Source organism: Novosphingobium sp. ERN07 (genome assembly GCF_012641335.1).
Taxonomy (GTDB): domain Bacteria; phylum Pseudomonadota; class Alphaproteobacteria; order Sphingomonadales; family Sphingomonadaceae; genus Novosphingobium.
Genome location: NZ_JABAID010000002.1, coordinates 340495 through 361614, shown reverse-complemented (window position 1 = coordinate 361614; position 21120 = coordinate 340495). Strand labels below are relative to the sequence as shown.

Annotated in this window: 21 protein-coding genes and 1 pseudogene; 20 read left to right on the top strand and 2 right to left on the bottom strand. The window is 61.9% G+C overall.

The window, feature by feature from the left end; translation table 11 throughout:
- Positions 1-23 precede the first annotated feature (23 nt).
- Positions 24-1043 (bottom strand): D-glycerate dehydrogenase, encoded by a 1020-nt coding sequence (locus tag HGI47_RS04790; protein WP_168851639.1) that lies wholly within the window; start codon positions 1041-1043, stop codon positions 24-26.
- 160 nt (positions 1044-1203) lie between these two features.
- On the opposite strand from HGI47_RS04790, the gene HGI47_RS04785 reads away from it, so the two are divergent.
- The gene (locus HGI47_RS04785; protein WP_370521627.1) at positions 1204-1626 is read left to right on the top strand and encodes an SH3 domain-containing protein; all 423 of its coding nucleotides are present in this window, start codon (positions 1204-1206) and stop codon (positions 1624-1626) included.
- Between the two features lie 204 nt (positions 1627-1830).
- Here HGI47_RS04785 and HGI47_RS04780 read toward each other — a convergent pair whose 3' ends face one another.
- Entirely contained in the window at positions 1831-3027 is a 1197-nt protein-coding gene (locus tag HGI47_RS04780; protein ID WP_168851637.1) for an acetyl-CoA C-acyltransferase, read from the bottom strand.
- A 115-nt stretch (positions 3028-3142) separates the two neighbouring features.
- Here HGI47_RS04780 and HGI47_RS04775 point away from each other — a divergent pair, with 115 nt between their 5' ends.
- The 19 genes and pseudogenes from HGI47_RS04775 (at position 3143) to nuoN (ending at position 21118) form a co-directional block, all read left to right on the top strand.
- Complete coding sequence (locus HGI47_RS04775; RefSeq protein WP_168851636.1) at positions 3143-3925, top strand: A24 family peptidase; 783 nt, start codon at positions 3143-3145, stop codon at positions 3923-3925.
- A gap of 41 nt (positions 3926-3966) precedes the next feature.
- On the top strand, positions 3967-5400 hold the full coding sequence (locus HGI47_RS04770; RefSeq protein WP_168851635.1) for a coniferyl aldehyde dehydrogenase: 1434 nt from the start codon (positions 3967-3969) through the stop codon (positions 5398-5400).
- Between the two features lie 162 nt (positions 5401-5562).
- A complete protein-coding gene (locus tag HGI47_RS04765; RefSeq protein WP_168851634.1) occupies positions 5563-5949 on the top strand; it encodes an NADH-quinone oxidoreductase subunit A in 387 nt (128 codons plus the stop codon).
- Positions 5950-5954: 5 nt separating this feature from the next.
- Positions 5955-6515, top strand: coding sequence for an NADH-quinone oxidoreductase subunit B family protein (locus HGI47_RS04760; RefSeq protein WP_206065996.1), 561 nt, complete (start codon positions 5955-5957; stop codon positions 6513-6515).
- Positions 6516-6528: 13 nt separating this feature from the next.
- Complete coding sequence (locus tag HGI47_RS04755; protein WP_168851632.1) at positions 6529-7332, top strand: NADH-quinone oxidoreductase subunit C; 804 nt, start codon at positions 6529-6531, stop codon at positions 7330-7332.
- On the top strand, positions 7329-8540 hold the full coding sequence (locus HGI47_RS04750; protein ID WP_168851631.1) for an NADH-quinone oxidoreductase subunit D: 1212 nt from the start codon (positions 7329-7331) through the stop codon (positions 8538-8540). The genes HGI47_RS04755 and HGI47_RS04750 overlap by 4 nt, the downstream gene beginning before the upstream one ends.
- Positions 8537-8887 carry a nuclear transport factor 2 family protein gene (locus tag HGI47_RS04745; protein WP_168851630.1) on the top strand — a complete coding sequence of 117 codons (351 nt, stop codon included), beginning with the start codon at positions 8537-8539 and terminating at the stop codon, positions 8885-8887. The genes HGI47_RS04750 and HGI47_RS04745 overlap by 4 nt, the downstream gene beginning before the upstream one ends.
- Positions 8884-9081, top strand: a complete 198-nt coding sequence (locus tag HGI47_RS04740; protein ID WP_168851629.1) for a hypothetical protein — start codon at positions 8884-8886, stop codon at positions 9079-9081. The genes HGI47_RS04745 and HGI47_RS04740 overlap by 4 nt, the downstream gene beginning before the upstream one ends.
- Positions 9074-9742, top strand: coding sequence for an NAD(P)H-dependent oxidoreductase subunit E (locus HGI47_RS04735; protein WP_168851628.1), 669 nt, complete (start codon positions 9074-9076; stop codon positions 9740-9742). Before HGI47_RS04740 ends, HGI47_RS04735 begins: the two co-directional genes overlap by 8 nt.
- A gap of 1 nt (position 9743) precedes the next feature.
- Positions 9744-11030, top strand: coding sequence for an NADH-quinone oxidoreductase subunit NuoF (gene nuoF / locus HGI47_RS04730; protein WP_168851627.1), 1287 nt, complete (start codon positions 9744-9746; stop codon positions 11028-11030).
- The gene (locus HGI47_RS04725; RefSeq protein ID WP_168851626.1) at positions 11027-11188 is read left to right on the top strand and encodes a hypothetical protein; all 162 of its coding nucleotides are present in this window, start codon (positions 11027-11029) and stop codon (positions 11186-11188) included. Before nuoF ends, HGI47_RS04725 begins: the two co-directional genes overlap by 4 nt.
- Complete coding sequence (gene nuoG, locus HGI47_RS04720) at positions 11181-13184, top strand: NADH-quinone oxidoreductase subunit NuoG (RefSeq protein WP_168851625.1); 2004 nt, start codon at positions 11181-11183, stop codon at positions 13182-13184. Before HGI47_RS04725 ends, nuoG begins: the two co-directional genes overlap by 8 nt.
- Positions 13181-14215: pseudogene (gene nuoH / locus HGI47_RS04715) on the top strand (NADH-quinone oxidoreductase subunit NuoH); the annotation flags it as partial. The gene nuoG and the pseudogene nuoH, both read left to right, overlap by 4 nt.
- A 398-nt stretch (positions 14216-14613) precedes the next feature.
- A complete protein-coding gene (gene nuoI, locus HGI47_RS04710; RefSeq protein WP_168851624.1) occupies positions 14614-15099 on the top strand; it encodes an NADH-quinone oxidoreductase subunit NuoI in 486 nt (161 codons plus the stop codon).
- A 12-nt stretch (positions 15100-15111) separates the two neighbouring features.
- Complete coding sequence (locus HGI47_RS04705; protein ID WP_168851623.1) at positions 15112-15729, top strand: NADH-quinone oxidoreductase subunit J; 618 nt, start codon at positions 15112-15114, stop codon at positions 15727-15729.
- Entirely contained in the window at positions 15726-16031 is a 306-nt protein-coding gene (gene nuoK / locus HGI47_RS04700) for an NADH-quinone oxidoreductase subunit NuoK (protein WP_168851622.1), read from the top strand. The genes HGI47_RS04705 and nuoK overlap by 4 nt, the downstream gene beginning before the upstream one ends.
- Positions 16032-16038: 7 nt before the next feature.
- Positions 16039-18090 (top strand): NADH-quinone oxidoreductase subunit L, encoded by a 2052-nt coding sequence (gene nuoL, locus HGI47_RS04695; RefSeq protein WP_168851621.1) that lies wholly within the window; start codon positions 16039-16041, stop codon positions 18088-18090.
- Positions 18087-19655, top strand: coding sequence for an NADH-quinone oxidoreductase subunit M (locus HGI47_RS04690; RefSeq protein ID WP_168851620.1), 1569 nt, complete (start codon positions 18087-18089; stop codon positions 19653-19655). The genes nuoL and HGI47_RS04690 overlap by 4 nt, the downstream gene beginning before the upstream one ends.
- A complete protein-coding gene (gene nuoN, locus HGI47_RS04685; protein WP_168851619.1) occupies positions 19655-21118 on the top strand; it encodes an NADH-quinone oxidoreductase subunit NuoN in 1464 nt (487 codons plus the stop codon). Before HGI47_RS04690 ends, nuoN begins: the two co-directional genes overlap by 1 nt.
- The last annotated feature ends 2 nt before the right edge of the window (positions 21119-21120 follow it).

The following is a 21120-nucleotide window of genomic DNA, read 5'->3' as shown; positions in this document are numbered from 1 at the left end:
TGTTGTGCGAAAAGGGGATCGGTCTAGACCAGACCTTCGAGAACCTGATCGGGCGGGCGGTGGCCATCGGCCCAAAAGCGGATGTTGGCGACCACCTTGTCGCCCGATGCAAGGCGGCCCTCGAAAGTGGCGCTGCCCATGTGCGGCAGAATGGCGACGTTATGGTGGGCAAGCAAGCGGGCATCGACCTGCGGTTCATGCTCGAACACATCAAGGCCTGCACCGCCGATGCGCCCTTCAACCAAGGCCGCGATTAGCGCCTCTTCCTCGACCAACTGGCCGCGGGCGGTGTTTACCAGATAGGCATGGGGCTTCATCAGGGCGAGGCGGCGGGCGTCGATGATGTGGTGCGTTTCGGGCGTGGCGGGGCAGTGCAGGGTGAGAATGTCGGCTTCTGCCACTAGCGTGTCGAGATCAGGTTCGAAGCGGGCGCCGAACATCGTCTCCAGCGCTTCGGGGAGGCGGTGGCGGTTGTGGTAGGCGACGTTGAGGCCGAACGCGCGGGCGCGATAGGCGACGGCCTGGCCGATGCGGCCCATACCGAGGATCGCAAGCGTCTTACCAGCGAGGCGGTGGCCGAGCATGGTCGAGGGTGCCCAGCCCTCCCACTTGCCGGCGCGCAGGGTGCGGCCGCCGTGGTTGAGGCGGCGGGCGACCGAGATGATGAGAGCGATGGCCATGTCGGCCGTGTCGTCGGTGAAGACGCCAGGGGTGTTGGTGACGATGATCTTGCGCGCGCGGGCGGCGGAAAGGTCGATGTGTTCGGTGCCTGCACCGAAGTTGGCGACCAGGCCGAGCTGCGGGCCGGCCTGTGCGATCAGGTCTGCATCGATCTGGTCGGTGACGGTGGGGACGAGAACGTGCGCGCTTTGCATCGCGGCGACGAGTTCGTCGCGCGTGAGCGGGCGGTCTTCGGCGTTGAGCGTGACGTCGAACAGTTCGGCCATGCGCGCTTCGGTTTCGGACAGGAGGCGGCGCGTGACGAACACGCGGGGCTTGCCTTCGACGCGGCGGGCGGGGCGATAGTCGGCGGAACTCGGCATGTCCCGGACGCTAGGCCTGAGGACAGGCGGCGGTCAAGCGGGGGGCGTTACCATCATGGTGGACAGCGCGGCGGCAGGTGTTGCCCTTTGCGCGCGATTTTGCGACGGCTTGGCCATGATATTGCGGATTGCAGCCAGTCTAGTCCTTTTGTTTGCCGCCGTGCCCGCCATCGCACAGGATGCGGACGACGGCGTGCCCTATTGGGTGTCCACCGCGAAGGACACCGCCAACATGCGCGTGGGGCCAGGCCGCGAGTATCGCATCAACTGGACTTATGTGCGCAAAGGCGTGCCGCTGAAAGTGCTGCGCGTGATGGGTAGCTGGCGTCTGGTCGAAGACCCGGAAGGCGCGCGCGGGTGGATTCTTTCGCAATTCCTGACGCGGGCGCGTGCGGGCATCGTGAAGGGCGGCATCACCGGCCTGCGGGAGAACAAGGGCGGCAGTGGCCGCGTGCTATGGCGCGTGGGGCCGGGCGTGATCGGCAAGGTGGGCGATTGCGACGCGGGCTGGTGCGTGTTCGACGTGGACGGCCGTAAGGGGTTTGCCAAAGCGTCGAGCGTCTGGGGCGCAGGCAAACCTTAGCGGATAGAATAGATTGCAATCGCGGGGGTGGAAAAACCCACCCCCAACCCCTCCCGCCTGCAGGAGGGGAGCGAGACTTGTTGAGCCGTAAGGCGAAATTAGTCGCAGTGGGGTGGGCTTGCGCGCCCCCGTGTCTGCAAACGACATAATCGTCATAGAAAAATCCCCTGACCTTGCGGGCCGGGGGATCATTGCATCAAATCGTCAAACCAGTTCGACGGCCAGCGCTGTGGCTTCGCCTCCGCCAATGCAGAGGCTGGCGACACCCTTGGTCTTGCCGTGCTTTTTCAGAGCGGCGAGCAGGGTGGTGACGATGCGGGTGCCCGATGCGCCGATGGGGTGGCCCAGAGCGGTCGCGCCGCCGTGGACGTTGATCTTGTCATGCGGAATGCCGAGATCGTGCATCGCGAACATCGCAACGCAGGCGAAGGCTTCATTGACTTCGAACAGATCGACATCGGCAATCGACCAGCCTGCCTTTTCTAGCACCTTTTGCATCGCACCGACCGGAGCGGTGGTGAAGTCCTTTGGCTCCTGCGCGTGGGCGGCAACGGCGACGATCTTTGCCACAGGTGCAAGGCCGGAAGCCTTGGCCACACTTTCGCGCACGAGGACGACCGCAGCGGCACCATCGGAAATCGATGACGAGGTGGCAGCGGTGATCGTGCCGTCCTTGGCAAATGCGGGCTTGAGCGAAGGAATCTTGTCGGGGCGGCCCTTGCCGGGGGCTTCATCGGTATCGACGACGACTTCGCCTGCGCGGGTCTTTACCGTGACGGGGGCGATTTCATCCTTGAACGTGCCATCGGTGACGGCGGCCTGTGCGCGGCGGAGCGATTCGACGGTGTAGGTGTCCTGCTGTTCGCGCGTTAGTTGATAGGCGTTTGCCGTGTCCTGCGCGAAAGTGCCCATCGCGCGACCAGCCTCGTAGGCGTCTTCAAGACCATCGAGGAACATGTGGTCATAGGCGGTGTCGTGGCCGATGCGCGCGCCCGAACGGTGCTTCTTGAGCAGGTAGGGGGCGTTGGTCATCGATTCCATGCCGCCAGCGACGATCACATCGACACTGCCCGAAGCGAGGGCTTCTGCGCCCATGATGATCGTCTGCATACCCGAACCGCAGACCTTGTTGACCGTGGTAGCCTGCACCGATTTGGGCAGGCCTGCCTTGATCGCGGCCTGACGGGCAGGGGCCTGACCAAGACCGGCGGGCAGCACGCAGCCCATATAGATGCGCTCAACGCTTTCAGGCGAAACGCCTGAGCGTTCTACCGCCGCCTTGACCGCCGTTGCGCCGAGATCGGTTGCCGCAACATCGGCAAGCGAACCCTGCATCGCGCCCATCGGGGTGCGGGCATAGGACAGGATGACGACAGGATCGGCTGATGAGAATTGTGCCATGACTTGACTGCCTCTCTCTTCGTTGAGTGCGCGTTGCGTGCCTGTTACGATAGACTTCGGGTCGCTAATAGTGCTGCACTGCAGCAAAAGCAAATGGGGGCTGGGTCTGACCGTCATGGAAATCAACGCGGCATTGGTGCCGTTGTGGCTGCTGGTCAGCGGCGCAGCAGTGCTGGGTGCTGTCATCGGCAGTTTTATGGGAGCGGCGCTGGCCCGGCTGCCCGAACAGCGCTCTATCGTGCGGGGGCGTTCCGCCTGCAATGGCTGCGGGCGCGCCCTGACCGTTGGCGAACTGATTCCCGTGTTTTCGTGGATTGCTTTGCGGGGCAAGTGCCGCACCTGTGGCGGCAGCATCGGCGCGTGGCAACTTGCCTGCGAACTGGGCGGAGCCGCGATTGCAGTGGGCGCTGTGCTGTTTGCGCGCGAAGGCCATGCGCTGGCGGCAATGGTGCTGGGTTGGCAACTGCTGCTGCTGGCGATGCTGGACATGCGCCATCTGTGGCTGCCGAGGGTGTTGATCGCTTGGCTGGCGGTAAGCGGTTGTGCCCTGGTGCTAGCGGAAGCGTGGCGACGGCAGAGCGCCGATCCAGCGCTGGTTTCGCTGGTTGGCGGCGTGCTGGGTTTTGGCCTGCTGTGGCTGATCGCGCGTGTCTATTTGAAAGCGCGGGGGCGCGATGGGATGGGCGCGGGCGACCCGCCGCTGCTGGGCGCAATCGGGCTGTGGCTGGGGCCGCTGGGCGTGGTCGAGGTTATGCTGGGGGCGAGCATAGTCGGGATCGTCGCGGCTATTGTCATGCTTGTAAGCAAGCGTAGTATCGCTGCCGACACGGCACTGCCGCTGGGAACTTGCTTTGCCGCTACGGCATGGCCGCTGTTCCTTCTGCAAGGGCCGGGATAGCCGAATCAACCGTATCCAATTCGGCGTTTTGGGGAGGGCTGATGTTCAAGGAAACCGACCGTGCCGAGATGCAGGCTGCACTGGACGCGCAGCGCCGGGCCTTTACCGCCGCCCGGCCAGAGCCGCTTTCCACACGGCACGAGCGGCTTGAACGCTGCGCGCGCATGTTGCTGGACCACGGTGAGCATTTTGCGCGGGCGATGAGCGCGGATTTCGGCCATCGCAGCCACGAACAATCGATGCTGACTGATGTGATGCCCGCCCTGAGCCTGATCCGCTATTCCCAGAAGCGGATAAAAGCGTGGAGCAAGCCCGAAAAACGCCATGTCAATTTTCCGCTGAACTTGCTCGGCGCGAAGGCGCAAGTACGGTATGAACCGAAAGGCGTGATCGGCATCGTTGCGCCGTGGAACTTCCCGGTGGGGCTGACGATGGCGCCGCTGGCGCAGGCCTTTGCCGCTGGCAACCGGGCCATGCTGAAACCCAGCGAATTTACCGAACGCACATCGGAACTGATGGCAGAGCTGTTTCCCAAGTTCTTCGCGCCCGATGAAGTTGCCGTGATCCTTGGCGGTCCGCAAACCGGACAGGATTTTTGCGGGCTTGCGTTCGACCACCTGCTGTTTACCGGCGCGACGTCGATCGGAAAGCACGTGCTGCACGCCGCTGCAGAAAATCTGGTGCCGGTAACGCTGGAGCTTGGCGGAAAATCGCCGACGATCCTCGGTCGCAGCGCGGATGTGGCCCGCGCGGCAGAGCGGATCGCGCTGGGCAAGATGATGAACGCCGGGCAGATCTGCCTTGCGCCCGATTACATGCTGGTGCCCGAAGACATGGAACAGGCGGCGATTGGCGCGGTGCAGGGCAGCGTTGCGCAGATGTATCCAACGCTGCTGGCCAACGACGATTACACATCGGTCATCAACCGCCGCCATCGTGACAGGCTGACGGGATTGGTTGAGGATGCCGTGGCCAAAGGTGCGGAGGCCATCGTGGTCAATCCCGGCAACGAGAATTTCGATGGCTCGAACGGGAACAAGCTGCCGCTGACGATCCTGCGCAACGTGTCTGACGACATGAAAGTGATGCAGGACGAGATTTTCGGGCCGGTGCTGCCGGTGAGAACCTATCGCGCGATTGACGAGGCGATTGACTATATCAATGCGCACGGCAGGCCATTGGGGCTGTATTACTTTGGTCAGGACGCAGGAGAGCGGGAAAGGGTGCTGACCCGCACTATTTCGGGCGGGGTGACGGTAAACGATGTTATTTTTCATGTCTCGGCAGACGATCTGCCGTTCGGTGGAATCGGGCCATCGGGCATGGGCAGCTATCACGGGATCGAAGGGTTCCGCGAATTCAGCCATGCGCGGGCGGTCTATTCGCAGCCGAAGATCGATCTTGCCAAGATTGCTGGCCTGAAGCCGCCTTATGGGGCAGCCACGGCGCGCACGCTGAAGATGCAGATAAAGTAAGTAAGGCATACAATCCGTGGCCGGTGGACTTTGGTGCGGGATTGATCGGGATCAGGGGAAAAGGGCGGGCAAATCCGCCCTTAGTGCTGTGCACACCACTTGCGCGAAGGCGAAGGCGGGACTAGGGCGCTGGCGAACCTTGCAGCTACGCGAGTCAGCCCTTTGGTCGACCAAACTTCATACTTGGCTCAATACCTGCCGATCCTGATCTTTCTCGGGATCGCATTGGCGCTTTCATCCGCATTCGTGTTTCTGCCAATGGGCGTTGCGCGCCTGACGGGCGCGCACAACCCGAACGCCGAAAAGCTCAGCGAATATGAATGCGGCTTCCCCGCGTTCGAAGACCCGCGCAGCCAGTTCGACGTCCGTTTTTACCTCGTGGCGATCCTCTTCATCATTTTCGATCTGGAAGCGGCTTTCCTGTTTCCCTGGGCTGTCAGCCTAGGTGAAACCGGCTGGGCAGGCTGGACCACGATGATGATCTTCCTGGGCGAACTGGTGATCGGCTTCATCTATGCCTGGAAGAAGGGGGCGCTGGATTGGGAATGAGCAACATGGCCACTTCTCCCCTTATCAACGCAGGCCAGGTTTCTGGCGGTCAGGGTGCGGTTGCCGCGCCCGATCAGGCGTTTTTCGACAGCCTCAATGCCGAGGTGAATGACAAGGGCTTCCTCGTCACCAGCACCGAGGAATTGTTCCAGTGGGCGCGCACCGGTTCGCTGTGGTGGATGACCTTCGGCCTTGCCTGCTGCGCGGTCGAGATGATCCACGTGAACATGCCGCGTTACGATATGGAGCGCTTTGGCGTCGCCCCGCGCGCTTCCCCGCGCCAGTCGGACGTGATGATCGTGGCGGGCACGCTGTGCAACAAGATGGCCCCGGCGCTGCGCAAGGTCTATGACCAGATGTCTGACCCGAAGTACGTGATCTCGATGGGGTCATGTGCGAATGGCGGTGGCTATTATCACTACAGTTATTCGGTAGTGCGCGGGTGCGATCGCATCGTGCCGGTGGACATCTATGTCCCCGGTTGCCCGCCGACCGCCGAAGCGCTGCTCTATGGCGTGATGCAGTTGCAGCGGAAGATCCGCCGCGCTGGCACGATTGAGCGTTGAGGGAGCAGGGCTGATGACGGTTCTCCACTCCGCGCCGCGCTGGTCCTCGAACGAGGGCGTGAAGGATGCGCTAGCCGCTGCGCTGGGCGACATGGTTGTGTGCGCCGACGAAGAGCATGGCGAAATCCTGCTGACGGTCGTGCGTGAACGCGCCGAAGACGCGATGCGTTTGTTGCGCGATGCGCACGAATACCAGCAGTTGATGGACATCGCGGGCGTTGACTACCCTGAGCGCGCGGAACGTTTCGACGTCTGCTACTGCCTGCTCTCGGTGACGAAGAACCATCGGGTGATCGTCAAGGTTTCGACCGACGAAGCGACGCCGGTTCCGACCGTGACGACGCTGTGGCCGAATGCTGGCTGGTACGAACGCGAAGTCTACGACATGTATGGGGTGCTGTTTGCGGGCAACACCGATCTGCGCCGTATCCTGACCGATTATGGTTTCCAAGGGCACCCGTTCCGCAAGGACTTCCCGCTGACGGGCTATGTCGAACTGCGCTATTCCGAAGAGGACAAGCGCGTGGTCTATGAACCGGTGCAGCTTGCGCAGGATCTGCGGCAGTTCGATTTCATGAGCCCGTGGGAAGGCGCGGATTACGTGCTGCCGGGCGATGAGAAGGCGGCGCCTGCTCCGGCTCCGGTGGCGACACCCAAGACGACCGAAAAGCCGGCCGATACTGGCGCTGGCGCCAAGGCAAATGCCGAAGCGGCCAAGCCGGTTGCCGATGCGCCCGTTGCCAGCAAGGCGGACGAGCCTGCCGCGCCCAAGCCGACCGACGACCGTCCTGCCAAGACCGATGGAGATGGCGCATGAGCTTGCAGCTTGAGCAGTCGCCGACCACTGGCGACGAGGTCATCACCAACTACACGATCAACTTCGGACCGCAGCACCCGGCGGCGCACGGCGTGTTGCGGATGGTGATGGAGCTTGATGGCGAGATTATCGAGCGCGTCGATCCGCACGTCGGCCTGCTGCATCGCGGCACCGAAAAGCTGATCGAACACAAGACCTATCTGCAGGCGCTGCCCTATTTTGATCGGTTGGACTACTGTTCGCCGCTCGGCATGGAGCATTCCTATGTGCTGGCGGTGGAAAAGCTGCTGAACGTGGAAGTGCCGCTGCGGGCGCAGTATCTGCGCGTGCTGTTTGCCGAGCTGACGCGCATCTGCAACCACATGCTCAACCTCGGTTCGCATGTGATGGACGTCGGCGCGATGACGCCCAACCTGTGGCTGTTCGAGATCCGCGAGGACTGCCTCAACTTCTTCGAACGCGCATCGGGTGCGCGTATGCACTCGGCATGGTTCCGCCCCGGCGGCGTGCATCAGGATGTGCCGCTGAAGCTTCTGACCGACATAGCGGACTGGATCGACGAACGCCTTCACCCGCTGTTCGACGATGCGATGAGCCTTGTGATCGACAACCGCATCTTCAAGCAGCGCAACGTCGATATCGCCGTTGTGTCGAAGGAAGACGCGCTGCGCTGGGGCTTTTCCGGCCCGATGATCCGTGGTTCGGGCATCCCGTGGGATCTGCGCAAGAGCCAGCCCTACGACGTGTACGACCGCATGGACTTCGCCGTTCCCGTCGGCACAAATGGCGATTGCTATGATCGTTTCATGGTGCGCGTGGAAGAAGTGCGCCAGTCGGCCCGCATCATCAAGCAGTGCATTGCCGAGATGCCCGAAGGCCCGATCATGACGACCGACCGCAAGGTCGGCCCGCCGAAGCGCGGCGAGATGAAGCAGTCGATGGAAGCGCTGATCCATCACTTCAAGCTCTACACCGAAGGCTTCCACGTTCCGGCGGGCGAAGTCTATGTTGCGACCGAAAGCCCTAAGGGCGAATTCGGCGTCTATCTCGTGTCGGACGGCAGCAACAAGCCATACCGCTGCAAGATCCGCCCGACCGCGTTCTCGCACCTTCAGGCGATGGACTTCATGAGCGTCGGCCACATGCTGCCCGATGTAACCGCGATCATCGGCGCCATCGACGTGGTGTTCGGGGAGTGTGACCGGTGAGCAATCTCGAAACCGCCAAGGCGATGATCGCCGCCTACAACGCGCAGGACGTGGATACCTACGTTTCGTACATGACCGACGACGCCTGCGAGGCGAACTATCGTGGGGATGTGGTGCGCGAAGGCAAGGAAGGCACGCGCTCCGGCCTTGCCGCCGCGTTTGCGCGCTGGCCGCAGAACCATGCCGAGATCGTCGAGGCGCAGGCCATCGGCAACTATGTGCTGATGCGCGAGCACGTGACGCGCGGCCCCGCCACCGATGGTTCGGCACTGGTCGATCCGTTCGACGTGATCGCAGTCTATTCTTTCGAGGGCGACAAGTGCTCTCGGGTGGAGTTTATCCGGTGAAGTCCACGTTTGATCTGATGCGCCTCTGGGCCATGCTGACGGGCCTTGCGCTCGCCGCGTGGTACTTCGGCGGCCTTTATATGGGTGCGAAGCAGACCGAAACGCTGCCGATGCTGATCACGGCTATCGGCGGGTTCGAGCTGTTCCACTTCGCACAGGATCTCTGGCTCAAGCGGGGGCGGACCAATGGCTGATCGCTATATCGAACCCGATAGCCCAGAACTGCGCGCGCGCTGGGGTGGCTTTGCTTGGACGGCGGAGAATGCCGAACAGGCCAAAGTCATCGTCGGGCGTTATCCGGCAGGGCGTCAGCGTTCGGCGGTGATGCCGCTGCTCGACCTGGCGCAGCGCCAAGTGGGTGCGGAGCTGAACACGCAAGGCTGGCTGCCGATCCCGGTGATGGAATACATTGCCAAGTACCTCGACATGCCTGTTATCCGCGTGGTCGAGGTGGCGACATTCTACACCATGTACAACATCGCGCCGATTGGCCGTTTCCACGTGCAAGTCTGCGGCACCACGCCGTGCATGTTGCGCGGCTCTGACGACATTTTGGCGGCCTGCAAGGGCAAGGGCCTGAAAAAGGGCCACACCACGGCGGACGGCATGTTCACGCTGACCGAAGTGGAATGCATGGGCAACTGCGCGTCGGCCCCGATGGTCCAGATCAACGACGACAACTACGAAGACCTGACCCCCGCCGACATGGAGCGCATCCTTGACGAGCTGGCCGCGGGCAAGCAGCCGAAGACCGGTACACAGCTTCCGGGCCGGCACACGGTGGAACCGGCGGGGGCGCTCAGCAACCTGACGGCGATGGTCGATGCCAACCACGACTATCGAGGGGAGTGGTAAGATGGCCCTTCAGGACAAGGATCGCATCTTCACCAACGTCTACGGTTTCCAGCCGTGGAACCTTGCCGCTGCGCGCCAGCGTGGGGACTGGGACAATACCAAGGCCCTGATGCAGCGCGGGCAGGACGCGATCATCGAGGAAATCAAGGCTTCGGGCCTGCGTGGCCGTGGCGGTGCGGGCTTCCCCACCGGCATGAAGTGGTCGTTCATGCCCAAGGAAAGCAAGGACGGCCGTCCCAGCTTCCTCGTGATCAATGCCGACGAATCCGAGCCGGGTTCGTGCAAGGACCGCGAAATCATCCGCCACGATCCGCACAAGCTGATCGAGGGCGCGCTGATCGCTGGCTATGCGATGCGGGCGCGCGCCGCCTACATCTACATTCGCGGCGAATATATCCGCGAGGCCGAGACGCTGTTTGCCGCCGTGCAGGAGGCTTATGACGCCGGCCTGATCGGCAAGAACGCTTCCGGCTCGGGCTACGATTTCGACGTCTTCGTCCATCGCGGCGCGGGTGCCTACATCTGCGGCGAAGAGACCGCGATGATCGAAAGCCTTGAAGGCAAGAAGGGCCAACCTCGCCTCAAGCCGCCGTTTCCGGCAGGGGCGGGCCTTTATGGCTGCCCGACCACGGTGAACAACGTGGAATCGATCGCGGTTGCGCCGACAATCCTGCGTCGCGGCGCTTCGTGGTTCTCCTCGTTCGGGCGCGAGAACAACAAGGGCACCAAGCTCTTTCAGATCAGCGGACACGTGAACCGTCCCTGCGTGGTCGAAGAAGAGATGAGCATCCCGTTCAGCGAGCTGATCGAGAAGCACTGTGGCGGCATCCGTGGCGGCAAGGACAACCTGCTCGCCGTGATCCCTGGCGGCTCGTCGGTTCCGCTGGTTCCAGCCGCTGAAATCTGGGACGCGCCGATGGACTTCGATGGCCTGCGCGCGCTGGGCTCGGGCCTTGGCACCGCCGCCGTCATCGTCATGGACAAGTCCACCGACATCGTCCGCGCGATCAGCCGCCTGTCGTACTTCTACAAGCACGAATCTTGCGGCCAGTGCACGCCGTGCCGCGAAGGCACTGGCTGGATGTGGCGCGTGATGGAACGCCTGCGCACGGGTGATGCAGAGGTCGAGGAAATCGACATGCTGTTCAACGTGACCAAGCAGGTCGAAGGGCACACCATCTGCGCGCTGGGTGACGCCGCCGCTTGGCCGATCCAAGGCCTGATCAAGCACTTCCGCCCGGAGATTGAGCGCCGGATTGCCGAGAACGTGCGGGAGGCGGCAGAGTGAACACCATCACCCTTACCGCTACCGTCGCCCCAGCGCAGGCCGGGGCCGGGCTTTTCTTCAGTAGCCTCGTGTCTCCCCGCAGCGGTGAAGAACGTAGCCAAGCCCCGGATCAAGTCCGGGGCGACGATGATTTTTGCGAAGGGCTTTTGAATGCCTAAGGTCAAAGTCGACGGCATAGAACTCGAAGTTCCAGCAGGCGCAACCGTCCTGCAGGCGTGCGAGTTGGCCGGCAAGGAAATCCCGCGCTTCTGCTATCACGAGCGGCTGAGCATTGCAGGCAACTGCCGCATGTGCCTCGTCGAAGTGAAGCCAGGACCGCCCAAGCCGCAGGCTTCGTGCGCGCTTCCGGCCACTGAAGGCCAGGAGATCCGCACGGATTCCGAGATGGTCAAGAAGGCGCGCGAAGGGGTGATGGAGTTTCTCCTGATCAACCACCCGCTCGACTGCCCGATCTGCGATCAGGGCGGCGAGTGCGACCTGCAGGACCAGTCGGTGGCCTATGGACGCGGTGCTTCGCGCTATCACGAGCACAAGCGTGCGGTGACCGAAAAGTACATGGGCCCGCTGATCAAGACCACGATGACGCGCTGCATCCACTGCACCCGGTGCGTGCGGTTCAGCGAGGAAGTGGCAGGCGTTGACGAAATCGGCGCGCTCTATCGCGGCGAAACGATGCAGATTTCCACCTACCTGGAAAAGGCTGCGGCGCACGAGCTTTCGGCCAACGTGATCGACCTCTGCCCGGTCGGCGCGCTGACTTCGCGTCCCTATGCGTTCGAAGCGCGTCCGTGGGAGCTGAAGAAGACGCTTTCCATCGACGTATCGGACGCGATCGGATCGAACATCCGCCTCGACAGCCGGGGCCGCGAAGTGCTGCGCATCCTGCCGCGCGTGAACGATGACGTGAACGAGGAATGGCTGTCTGACCGCGCGCGCTACATGGTCGATGGCCTGACGCGCCGCCGTCTGGACAAGCCGTGGCTGCGCCGCGATGGCAAGCTGGTTGCGGCCACTTGGGCTGAGGCTTTTGAAGCCGTCGCGAAGATCAATCCGGGTTCGGCCGTAGCGGTTGTCGCGGGCGATCTGGTCGATTGCGAAACGATGTTCGCAGCCAAGAAGCTGGCTGGCGCGCTGGGTTCGACACTGCTTGAAGGGCGTCAGACGGGCCTTGCCTATGACTTCTCGAACATGGCGGCGGTGAACTTCAACTCGACGCTGGCTGGCATCGAGGATGCGGACGCTGTGCTGATCGTGGGATCAATGATCCGCGATGAAGCGCCGCTGCTCAACACCCGCCTGCGCAAGGCTGTGAAGAAGGGCGCCAAGGTGTTCATCGTCGGCCCGCAGTGGGATCCGACCTATCCGGCGACATTCCTGGGTGACGATCTGGCGGTGCTGGGCAACCTGCCTGCAGACGTCAGCGATGCGTTCGGCGCGGCGCAGAAGCCCGCGATCATCATCGGCGGTGCGGCGCTGGGCAAGGGCGCGTTGGGCGCGGGTCTGGCCTTTGCCGAGCAGTTCAATCTTGTTCGGGATGGCTGGAACGGCTTCAACGTGGTCCACATGGCGGCTGCTCGCATGGGCGGGCTGATGCTGGGCTATGCGCAGAAGGGTGGCATTGCCGATCTGGTTGCGGCCAAGCCCAAGATGGTCATTTCGCTCGGCGCGGACGAGGTGGATTTCACCAGGTTTGCAGACAGCATGATCGTCCACATCGGTCATCATGGTGACAAGGCGGCGCACGCTGCTGATGTGATCCTGCCTGCCGCTGCGTTCAGCGAGAAGGACGGGACTTACGTCAATACCGAAGGCCGCGTGCAGTATGCCGAAAAGGCCGTGTTCGCGCCCGGCGATGCCCGCGAGGACTGGACGATCCTGCGCGCGATGGCCGATGCTTTGGGCGTTTCGGTGGGCTTTGACAGCTTTGAGCAGCTTCGTGCGGCGATGGTTGCCGAAGTTCCGGCATTGGGCGTTGAAGGCCTTGTCGATTACGGCGCGCTGCCTGCCGGTGGCGGGAAGGCTGAAGGCTTGATTGCGGGTTACCCGATCAAGGACCGTTACCTGACCAACGCCATTGCGCGGTCGAGCCCGACGCTGCAGCGCTGCTCGGCGGAACTGCTCCACGGTGAGACGTTTGCGGAGGCTGCGGAATGACCGAGTTCTTCATGGGTCTTGGCCTTTCCTACGAGTGGGCCTTTGGCATCTCCACCATTGCTGGCATTCTGCTGATCGCGCTGCCGCTGATGCTGGGCGTTGCCATGATCATCTATGCCGACCGAAAGATCTGGGCGGCGATGGCGCTGCGCCGTGGTCCCAACGTGGTCGGGCCGCTGGGCTTGCTGCAGTCGTTCGCGGACGGTCTAAAGGTGTTCCTGCAGGAAACCATCATTCCTTCGGCGGCGAACAAGGGCCTTTTCCTGATCGCGCCGATCATCACCTTTACCGTCGCGCTGATGGCCTGGGCGGTGATCCCGTTCAATTCGGGTGCGGTGCTGGCCAACATCAACGTCGGCCTGCTCTACGTTCTGGCGATCTCGTCGCTCGGTGTTTACGGCGTGGTGATCGCGGGCTGGTCGTCCAACTCGAAGTATCCGTTCTTCTCGGCGATGCGCGCCTCGGCGCAGATGATCTCCTATGAAGTCTCGATCGGCTTCATCCTGATCTGCGTGGTGCTGTGGGCGGGGACATTCAATCTGCGAGATATCGTCGAGGCTCAGCGCGACCACGTGTGGATCATCAATGGCTTCGTCGCGAACCCGCTGCTGTTCCCGATGTGGGTGATGTTCCTGATCTCGGGCATGGCCGAAACCGCGCGCGCGCCGTTCGACCTGACCGAAGCGGAATCGGAACTCGTTGCCGGGTATCAGACCGAATATTCGTCGATGGCCTTCGCGCTCTACTGGCTTGGCGAATACGCCAACGTGCTGCTCATGTGCGCGCTGAACGCCGTGCTGTTCTGGGGGGGATACCTGCCGCCGCTCGACATTCCAGTGCTTTACCTCGTGCCGGGCTTCGTGTGGCTGCTGCTCAAGATCCTGTTCTTCTTCTTCATCTTCAGCTGGGTGAAGGCGACCGTCCCGCGCTATCGCTATGACCAGCTGATGCGCCTGGGCTGGAAGGTCTTCCTGCCCGTATCGCTGCTGTTCGTGGTTCTGGTGTCGGGCTGGCTCATGTTTACGAGGTACGACGGCAATGACATGCCTGGGCTCGCTGCGTCCAAGGGCGCGAGTTTTTCGTGCTTCGTCAACGAAGTGACTGAAGCGAATTATGAGGAAGTTTTGACCGCAGGAAAACGGCTACCCAATGCTCGCCCTCTCTCTCTGCGCTTTGTATGGAAAGGCGAGGAAAGCAAATCCTCGTTGATTGCACCGGCTTCTCTGCACACGATCGGAGCGCGAGTTGGCGGGGCGTTTGATGGGTATGGTGGCAATGAAGAGTTTTCAGGAGCAACCGAAGAGCTTGGCGCCATCCGCTGGCGTGTGGTGCACACAGATGCTTCGCGTGATGTCGGCATAGGAATTTGGCAATTGGCACGTGACCGACAGTTGGCGGGCAATTGCGCGCCGCAAACGAAAGCCACAGCATGACCGTCGCTCAAATCATCAAGAGCTTCACCCTTTGGGAGTTCGTGAAGGCGCATTGGCTGACCTTGAAGTATCTCTTCAAGCCCAAGGCGACGATCAACTACCCGTTCGAGAAGAACCCGCTTTCCCCGCGCTTCCGTGGTGAACATGCGCTGCGCCGTTATCCCAATGGCGAGGAGCGCTGCATCGCGTGCAAGCTGTGCGAGGCGGTTTGCCCGGCACAGGCTATCACCATCGAGGCCGAACCGCGCGAGGACGGCAGCCGTCGCACCACGCGTTACGACATCGATATGACCAAGTGCATCTTCTGCGGCTTCTGCCAGGAAGCCTGCCCGGTCGATGCCGTGGTCGAAGGGCCGAACTTCGAATACGCGACCGAAACGCGCGAAGAACTGCTCTACGACAAGGCGAAGCTGCTCGCCAACGGGGACAAGTGGGAGCGGGCGATTGCCGCGAACCTTGAAGCCGATGCGCCGTATCGCTAGGGGGCCGCGCTCATGATTCACGTGTTTGCCTTCTATCTCTTCGCCACGCTCTGCATTTTCAGCGGCGCGGTGACGATTCTTGCGCGCAATCCGGTGCATTCGGTGCTCTGGTTGATCCTCGCATTCTTCAACGCTGCCGGCCTGATGGTGCTGGTGGGCGCAGAGTTCATCGCGATGCTGCTGGTCATCGTCTATGTCGGCGCGGTCGCGGTGCTGTTCCTGTTCGTGGTCATGATGCTCGACATCGACTTTGCGGAACTGCGCGCCGGGTTCGTGAAGAACTTCCCGCTGGGATTGGCGCTGGCGGTGGTGCTGTTCGTCGAACTCTTCGTCGGGCTGATCGTGCGCGGAGCCGGTTCGGTTGCGCTGGGTAAAGCCGATGGGTCTGCGGCGCAGGCGGCTGACGCTTCGAACATCGAAGCAATCGGCGCGCTGCTCTACAGCCGCTACCTGTTCCTGTTCGAAGCGGCGGGCATTGTCCTGCTGGTAGCGATGATTGGTGCTATCGTGCTGACCCATCGTCAGAGGACTGGCGTTCGCGGGCAGAGCATCGCGAAGCAAAACGCGCGTCGGCCTGAAGAGGCGACCGTCAATCTTCAGCCGGAAGTGGGCAAGGGAGTCCAACTGTGATCGGCATCGAACACTATCTCGTCGTCAGCTCGACCCTGTTCGTGCTGGGCGTGCTGGGCATCTTCCTGAACCGGAAAAATGTGATCATCATCCTGATGGCCATCGAACTGATCCTGCTTTCGGTGAACCTCAACCTCGTCGCGTTCAGCGCGTTCCTGCACGATCTGGTCGGACAGGTGTTCGCGATGTTCGTGCTGACGGTGGCTGCGGGCGAGGCTGCGATCGGGCTGGCCATTCTGGTCATCTACTTCCGTGGTCGCGGCACGATTGCCGTCGATGACGTCAACCGGATGAAGGGCTGAACTTCCGATGTCTTCCATCCTGATCATCGTATTCCTGCCACTGCTGGCAGCGATCATTGCCGGGCTTGGCAACAAGCGCATGGGGGCGGTGCCCGCCAAGGTCGTGACGACCGGCGCGCTGTTCATCTCCTGCGCACTGTCGTGGCCGATCTTCCTGTCGTTCCTTGGCGGCCATGCCGAAGCGAGCGTTACGCCGGTGCTGCACTGGGTAAAGTCGGGCGCGCTTGACTTTTCGTGGGCGCTGCGGGTCGACACGCTGACGGCAGTCATGCTCGTCGTGATCACCAGCGTCTCGGCGCTCGTGCACCTCTATTCGTGGGGGTATATGAGCGAGGAGCCGGATCAGCCGCGCTTCTTTGCCTATCTCTCGCTCTTCACTTTCGCCATGCTCATGCTGGTGACCGCCGATAACCTCGTCCAGATGTTCTTCGGTTGGGAAGGCGTGGGTCTTGCCTCTTATCTGCTGATCGGTTTCTGGTTCCGCAAGCCGAGCGCGAACGCTGCCGCAATGAAGGCCTTCGTGGTCAACCGCGTGGGCGACCTTGGTTTCATGATGGGCATCTTCGGCACGTTTCTGGTGTTCGGCACCGTTTCGATCCCGGCGATCCTGGAAGCGGCACCGGGTATGGCCGGTTCGACCATCGGGTTTCTGGGTCATCGCTTCGATACGATGACCGTGCTGTGCATCCTGCTGTTCATCGGCGCGATGGGCAAATCGGCGCAGCTTGGCCTGCACACCTGGCTGCCCGACGCAATGGAAGGCCCGACTCCGGTTTCGGCGCTGATCCACGCGGCAACGATGGTTACCGCAGGCGTCTTCATGGTCTGCCGCCTTTCACCGATGTTCGAAGTCAGCCCCACGGCGCTGGCCTTCGTGACGTTCATCGGTGCGATGACCTGCATATTTGCGGCAACCGTTGGCACCACCCAGACCGATATCAAGCGCGTCATCGCCTATTCGACCTGTTCGCAGTTGGGCTACATGTTCTTCGCGGCGGGCGTTTCGGCCTATGGCGCGGCGATGTTCCACCTGTTCACGCACGCTTTCTTCAAGGCGCTTCTGTTCCTTGGCGCGGGTTCGGTAATCCACGCCATGCACCACGAACAGGACATGCGGTATTACGGCGGCCTGCGGAAGCAGATCCCATTGACCTACTGGGCGATGATGATGGGCACGCTGGCGATAACCGGTGTCGGCATTGTCGATGTGTTCGGCTTCGCGGGCTTCTATTCCAAGGATGCGATCCTTGAAGCGGCCTATGCCAAGGGCACGGAATTGGGGCACTTCGCCTTCTTCATGGGCATCTTCGCGGCACTGCTGACCAGCTTCTATTCGTGGCGTCTGGTGTTCCTGACGTTCTTCGGCAAGCCGCGCTGGGAGCAGTCGGAGCATATCCAGCACGCGGTTCACGATGCGCATGGCCAAGGGCATGACGACCATGCACATGGTCATGACGATCATGGCCACGCACACCATGACGAGCATAGCGACGGCACGGCGGGCTATCACCCGCACGAAAGCCCACTGAATATGCTCGTGCCGCTGGGTGTTCTGTCGCTCGGCGCGGTACTGGCAGGCTTTGTCTTCCACCACAGCTTCGTCAGCGAAGGTCTGGGCCACTTCTGGAAGGGTTCGCTGGTCTTCAACGAACACCTGATCCATGCGATGCACGAAGTGCCGACGTGGGTGAAGTGGGCGCCGTTCGCGGTGATGGCGACTGGCCTGTTCATCGCCTGGTATGCCTATATCAAGAACACGAAGTTCCCGGCGGCCTTCGTCGACCAGTTCGGGTTCCTCTACAAGTTCCTGCTCAACAAGTGGTACTTCGACGAACTCTACCACTACGTCTTCGTCGTTCCCGCGATGTGGCTGGGCCGGGTGTTCTGGAAGGTTGTCGATCAGGGCATCATTGACCGCTTCGGCCCGAACGGTGCCGCATGGGTCGTGGCTCAGGGCAGCCGCGCCGCAGCCAAGCTCCAGTCGGGGTATCTCTATAGCTATGCGCTGGTCATGCTCGTCGGCCTTGTCGGCGCGATCAGCTGGGTGATCGCACAATGAACGGTTTTCTTGGGACCGGCTTCCCCCTTCTTTCGCTGATGCTGCTGGTGCCGCTGGTTGCGGCGGTGGCCTGCCTTGTCGTGCCGCGTGAACAGGCGCGCAATGTCGCGCTCGTTGCCACGCTGATCGATTTCGTCCTCGGCGTGATCCTCTGGGCGAATTACGACATCGGCGGCGCGCAGTGGCAGTTTACCGAAAGCGCGGCGATTTTCGCGGGCTTTTCTTGGAAGCTGGGTATTGACGGCATTGCGCTGCTGCTGATCGCGCTCACCGTGTTCCTGATGCCGGTGTGCATCGGCGCAAGCTGGACGTCTATCGACAAGCGGCAGGGCGAATATTACGCGGCGTTCCTGCTGATGGAAACGCTGATGATCGGCGTGTTCGCGGCGCAGGATCTGTTCCTGTTCTACATCATGTTCGAAGCCGGCCTGATCCCGATGTACCTGATCATCGGCGTGTGGGGCGGGGCTGAGCGCATCTACGCCAGCTACAAGTTCTTCCTCTACACGCTGCTCGGCTCGGTGCTGATGCTGATCGCGATGTTCTGGATGGTGAACGAAGCGGGCACGACCGACATCCCGACGCTAATGGCCTACAACTTCCCGGTTCAGGCCCAGACCTGGCTCTGGCTTGCGTTCTTTGCCAGCTTTGCGGTGAAGATGCCAATGTGGCCGGTTCATACCTGGTTGCCCGACGCGCACGTGCAGGCGCCTACCGGTGGTTCGGTGATCCTTGCGGGCGTGTTGCTGAAGATGGGTGGCTACGGCTTCATCCGCTTCTCGCTGCCGATGTTCCCGGAAGCTTCGGCGCAGTTCGCGCCGCTGGTATTCTTCATGTCGATGGCTGCCGTGGTCATCACCTCGCTGATTGCGCTGGTGCAGACCGACATGAAGAAGCTGATCGCCTATTCGTCGGTCGCGCATATGGCGATTGTCACGGTCGGGCTGTTCGCGTTCAACCAGCAGGGCCTCGAAGGATCTATGCTGATCATGCTCAGCCACGGCCTTGTGGCAGGTGCGCTGTTCCTCAGCGTTGGCGTGATCTACGATCGCCTGCACACGCGTGAGATTAGCCGTTACGGCGGCCTGTCGATCAACATGCCCTATTACGCAGTGTTCTTCCTGCTGTTCACGATGGCGTCGATTGGCCTTCCGGGCACGAGCGGCTTTGTGGGCGAATTCCTGTCGCTGATGGGGATCTACCAGATTTCGAGCTGGGTTGCGCTGATCTGCACCACCGGGATCATCCTCGGTGCAGCGTACATGCTCTACCTCTACCGCCGCGTGGCCTATGGCGAACAGAAGAACGCTGACGCCGCCGCCATGCCCGATCTCGACAAGCGCGAGTGGGCGATGATGGTGCCGCTGGCTGCCGTGGTGCTGTGGATGGGCGTCTATCCTGAAAGCTTCATCGCGCCGATGCGCAAGGACATCGCTGCGCTCGACGCGCGTCTGGCGCAGGCCAAGCCGAAGGGCGATGCGCAGCCGACCGCCGGCAAGCCGATGGCTGCTCATGAATCGGGGCACGCTTCTGAACACAATGCCGCGCCTGAGGGGGCACACTGATGGACTTCGCCCGTTCACTCGCGCTCACTGCGCCTGAAATTCTGATCTCGGTATCGGGGCTGGTGCTGCTGCTTGTCGCCGCTTGGGGTGGTGACAAGGCCTCGCGCCTTATCTCCATCGGTTCGGTCGCTGTGCTGACGGCCTGCGCTTTCCTCACCGCGCCTACGCTGTGGGGGCAGATGATGGGGCCTGACGTTTCGGCCTTCGGTGGGCAGCATCGCGCCGATGCCTTTGCCGCCTTCGCCAAGCTGCTGATCTATGCCAGTGCAGGCGTTACGCTGATCGTTGCGCAGTCGTTTTTTGACAAGGCCAAGGCGATGCGCGCGGAGTTTCCGCTGCTCATACTCTTCGCCTCGCTCGGCATGGGCATGATGGTGTCTGCGGGCGATCTGTTAGCGCTCTACATCGGTCTCGAACTGAACAGCCTTGCGTCTTATGTGATGGCATCATCGCTGCGCACCGATGAACGGTCGGCGGAATCGGGCCTCAAGTATTTCGTTTTGGGCTCGCTCGCTTCGGGCATCCTGCTGTTCGGCATGAGCCTGACCTACGGCTTTACCGGCACCACCAGTTTTGCCGGGATCAATGCTGCGCTCAGCGGTGGTCTTTCGACCGGCGCGACATTCGGCGTGATTTTCATGCTGGCAGGTCTGGCGTTCAAGATCAGCGCCGCCCCGTTCCACATGTGGACGCCCGACGTTTATGAAGGCGCGCCCACGCCGGTGACGACCTTCTTCGCCACGGCGTCGAAGGTGTCTGCGCTCGGCCTGCTGATGCGCGTCAGCTTCGAAGCGTTCGGCAGCCAGCCGCACGCATGGCAGCAAGTGGTGATCTTTGCTTCGCTGCTGTCCATCGTGATCGGCGCGTTGGGGGCGATTGGCCAGAACAACATCAAGCGCCTGATGGCCTATTCGTCGATCAACAACGTCGGCTTCATCCTGATCGGCCTTGCCACCGCTACAAAGGCGGGTGCTTCGGCCATGCTCGTCTACATCGCGATCTACGTTGCCATGTCAGTGGCGGGCTTCGTGGCTGTGCTGCTGCTGCGCGATGAGAACGGCAATCAGGTTGAGGCGATTTCGGACCTTGCCGGCCTTTCCAAAACCCGCCCGTGGATTGCACTGGCGATGGCTTTGGTGATGTTCAGCCTTGCCGGCATCCCGCCGCTGTTCGGCTTCTGGGGCAAGTTCGTGGTGTTTCAGGCTGCGGTTCAGGCTGACATGATCGTGCTCGCTGCCATCGGTATCGCCGCTTCGGTGATCGGTGCGTTCTACTACCTTAAGGTCGTCAAGGTCATGTACTTCGACGAACCGGCTGATGTGGTGAAGGGCGCGGGCGAAACCTCGCACACTGTGCTGCTGGTTCTGGCGACACTGGCGATTTCGCCGCTAGGCTACCTTGGCACCAAGTGCCTCGGCACGCTGGCGGACTATGCTGCCGCTGCACTGTTCCCGGTCGGTTGAGC

What these genes read in the sequence shown, in the direction of transcription:
- HGI47_RS04690 (WP_168851620.1), top strand. Translation starts at nt 18,087, where the DNA reads ATGAACGGTTTTCTTGGGACCGGCTTCCCCCTTCTTTCGCTGATGCTG.
- HGI47_RS04755 (WP_168851632.1), top strand. Translation starts at nt 6,529, where the DNA reads ATGACGGTTCTCCACTCCGCGCCGCGCTGGTCCTCGAACGAGGGCGTG.
- HGI47_RS04790 (WP_168851639.1), bottom strand. Translation starts at nt 1,043, where the DNA reads ATGCCGAGTTCCGCCGACTATCGCCCCGCCCGCCGCGTCGAAGGCAAG.
- nuoG (WP_168851625.1), top strand. Translation starts at nt 11,181, where the DNA reads ATGCCTAAGGTCAAAGTCGACGGCATAGAACTCGAAGTTCCAGCAGGC.
- HGI47_RS04735 (WP_168851628.1), top strand. Translation starts at nt 9,074, where the DNA reads ATGGCTGATCGCTATATCGAACCCGATAGCCCAGAACTGCGCGCGCGC.
- HGI47_RS04780 (WP_168851637.1), bottom strand. Translation starts at nt 3,027, where the DNA reads ATGGCACAATTCTCATCAGCCGATCCTGTCGTCATCCTGTCCTATGCC.
- nuoF (WP_168851627.1), top strand. Translation starts at nt 9,744, where the DNA reads ATGGCCCTTCAGGACAAGGATCGCATCTTCACCAACGTCTACGGTTTC.
- nuoN (WP_168851619.1), top strand. Translation starts at nt 19,655, where the DNA reads ATGGACTTCGCCCGTTCACTCGCGCTCACTGCGCCTGAAATTCTGATC.
- nuoL (WP_168851621.1), top strand. Translation starts at nt 16,039, where the DNA reads ATGTCTTCCATCCTGATCATCGTATTCCTGCCACTGCTGGCAGCGATC.
- HGI47_RS04775 (WP_168851636.1), top strand. Translation starts at nt 3,143, where the DNA reads ATGGAAATCAACGCGGCATTGGTGCCGTTGTGGCTGCTGGTCAGCGGC.
- HGI47_RS04705 (WP_168851623.1), top strand. Translation starts at nt 15,112, where the DNA reads ATGATTCACGTGTTTGCCTTCTATCTCTTCGCCACGCTCTGCATTTTC.
- HGI47_RS04750 (WP_168851631.1), top strand. Translation starts at nt 7,329, where the DNA reads ATGAGCTTGCAGCTTGAGCAGTCGCCGACCACTGGCGACGAGGTCATC.
- HGI47_RS04760 (WP_206065996.1), top strand. Translation starts at nt 5,955, where the DNA reads ATGGCCACTTCTCCCCTTATCAACGCAGGCCAGGTTTCTGGCGGTCAG.
- HGI47_RS04770 (WP_168851635.1), top strand. Translation starts at nt 3,967, where the DNA reads ATGTTCAAGGAAACCGACCGTGCCGAGATGCAGGCTGCACTGGACGCG.
- nuoI (WP_168851624.1), top strand. Translation starts at nt 14,614, where the DNA reads ATGACCGTCGCTCAAATCATCAAGAGCTTCACCCTTTGGGAGTTCGTG.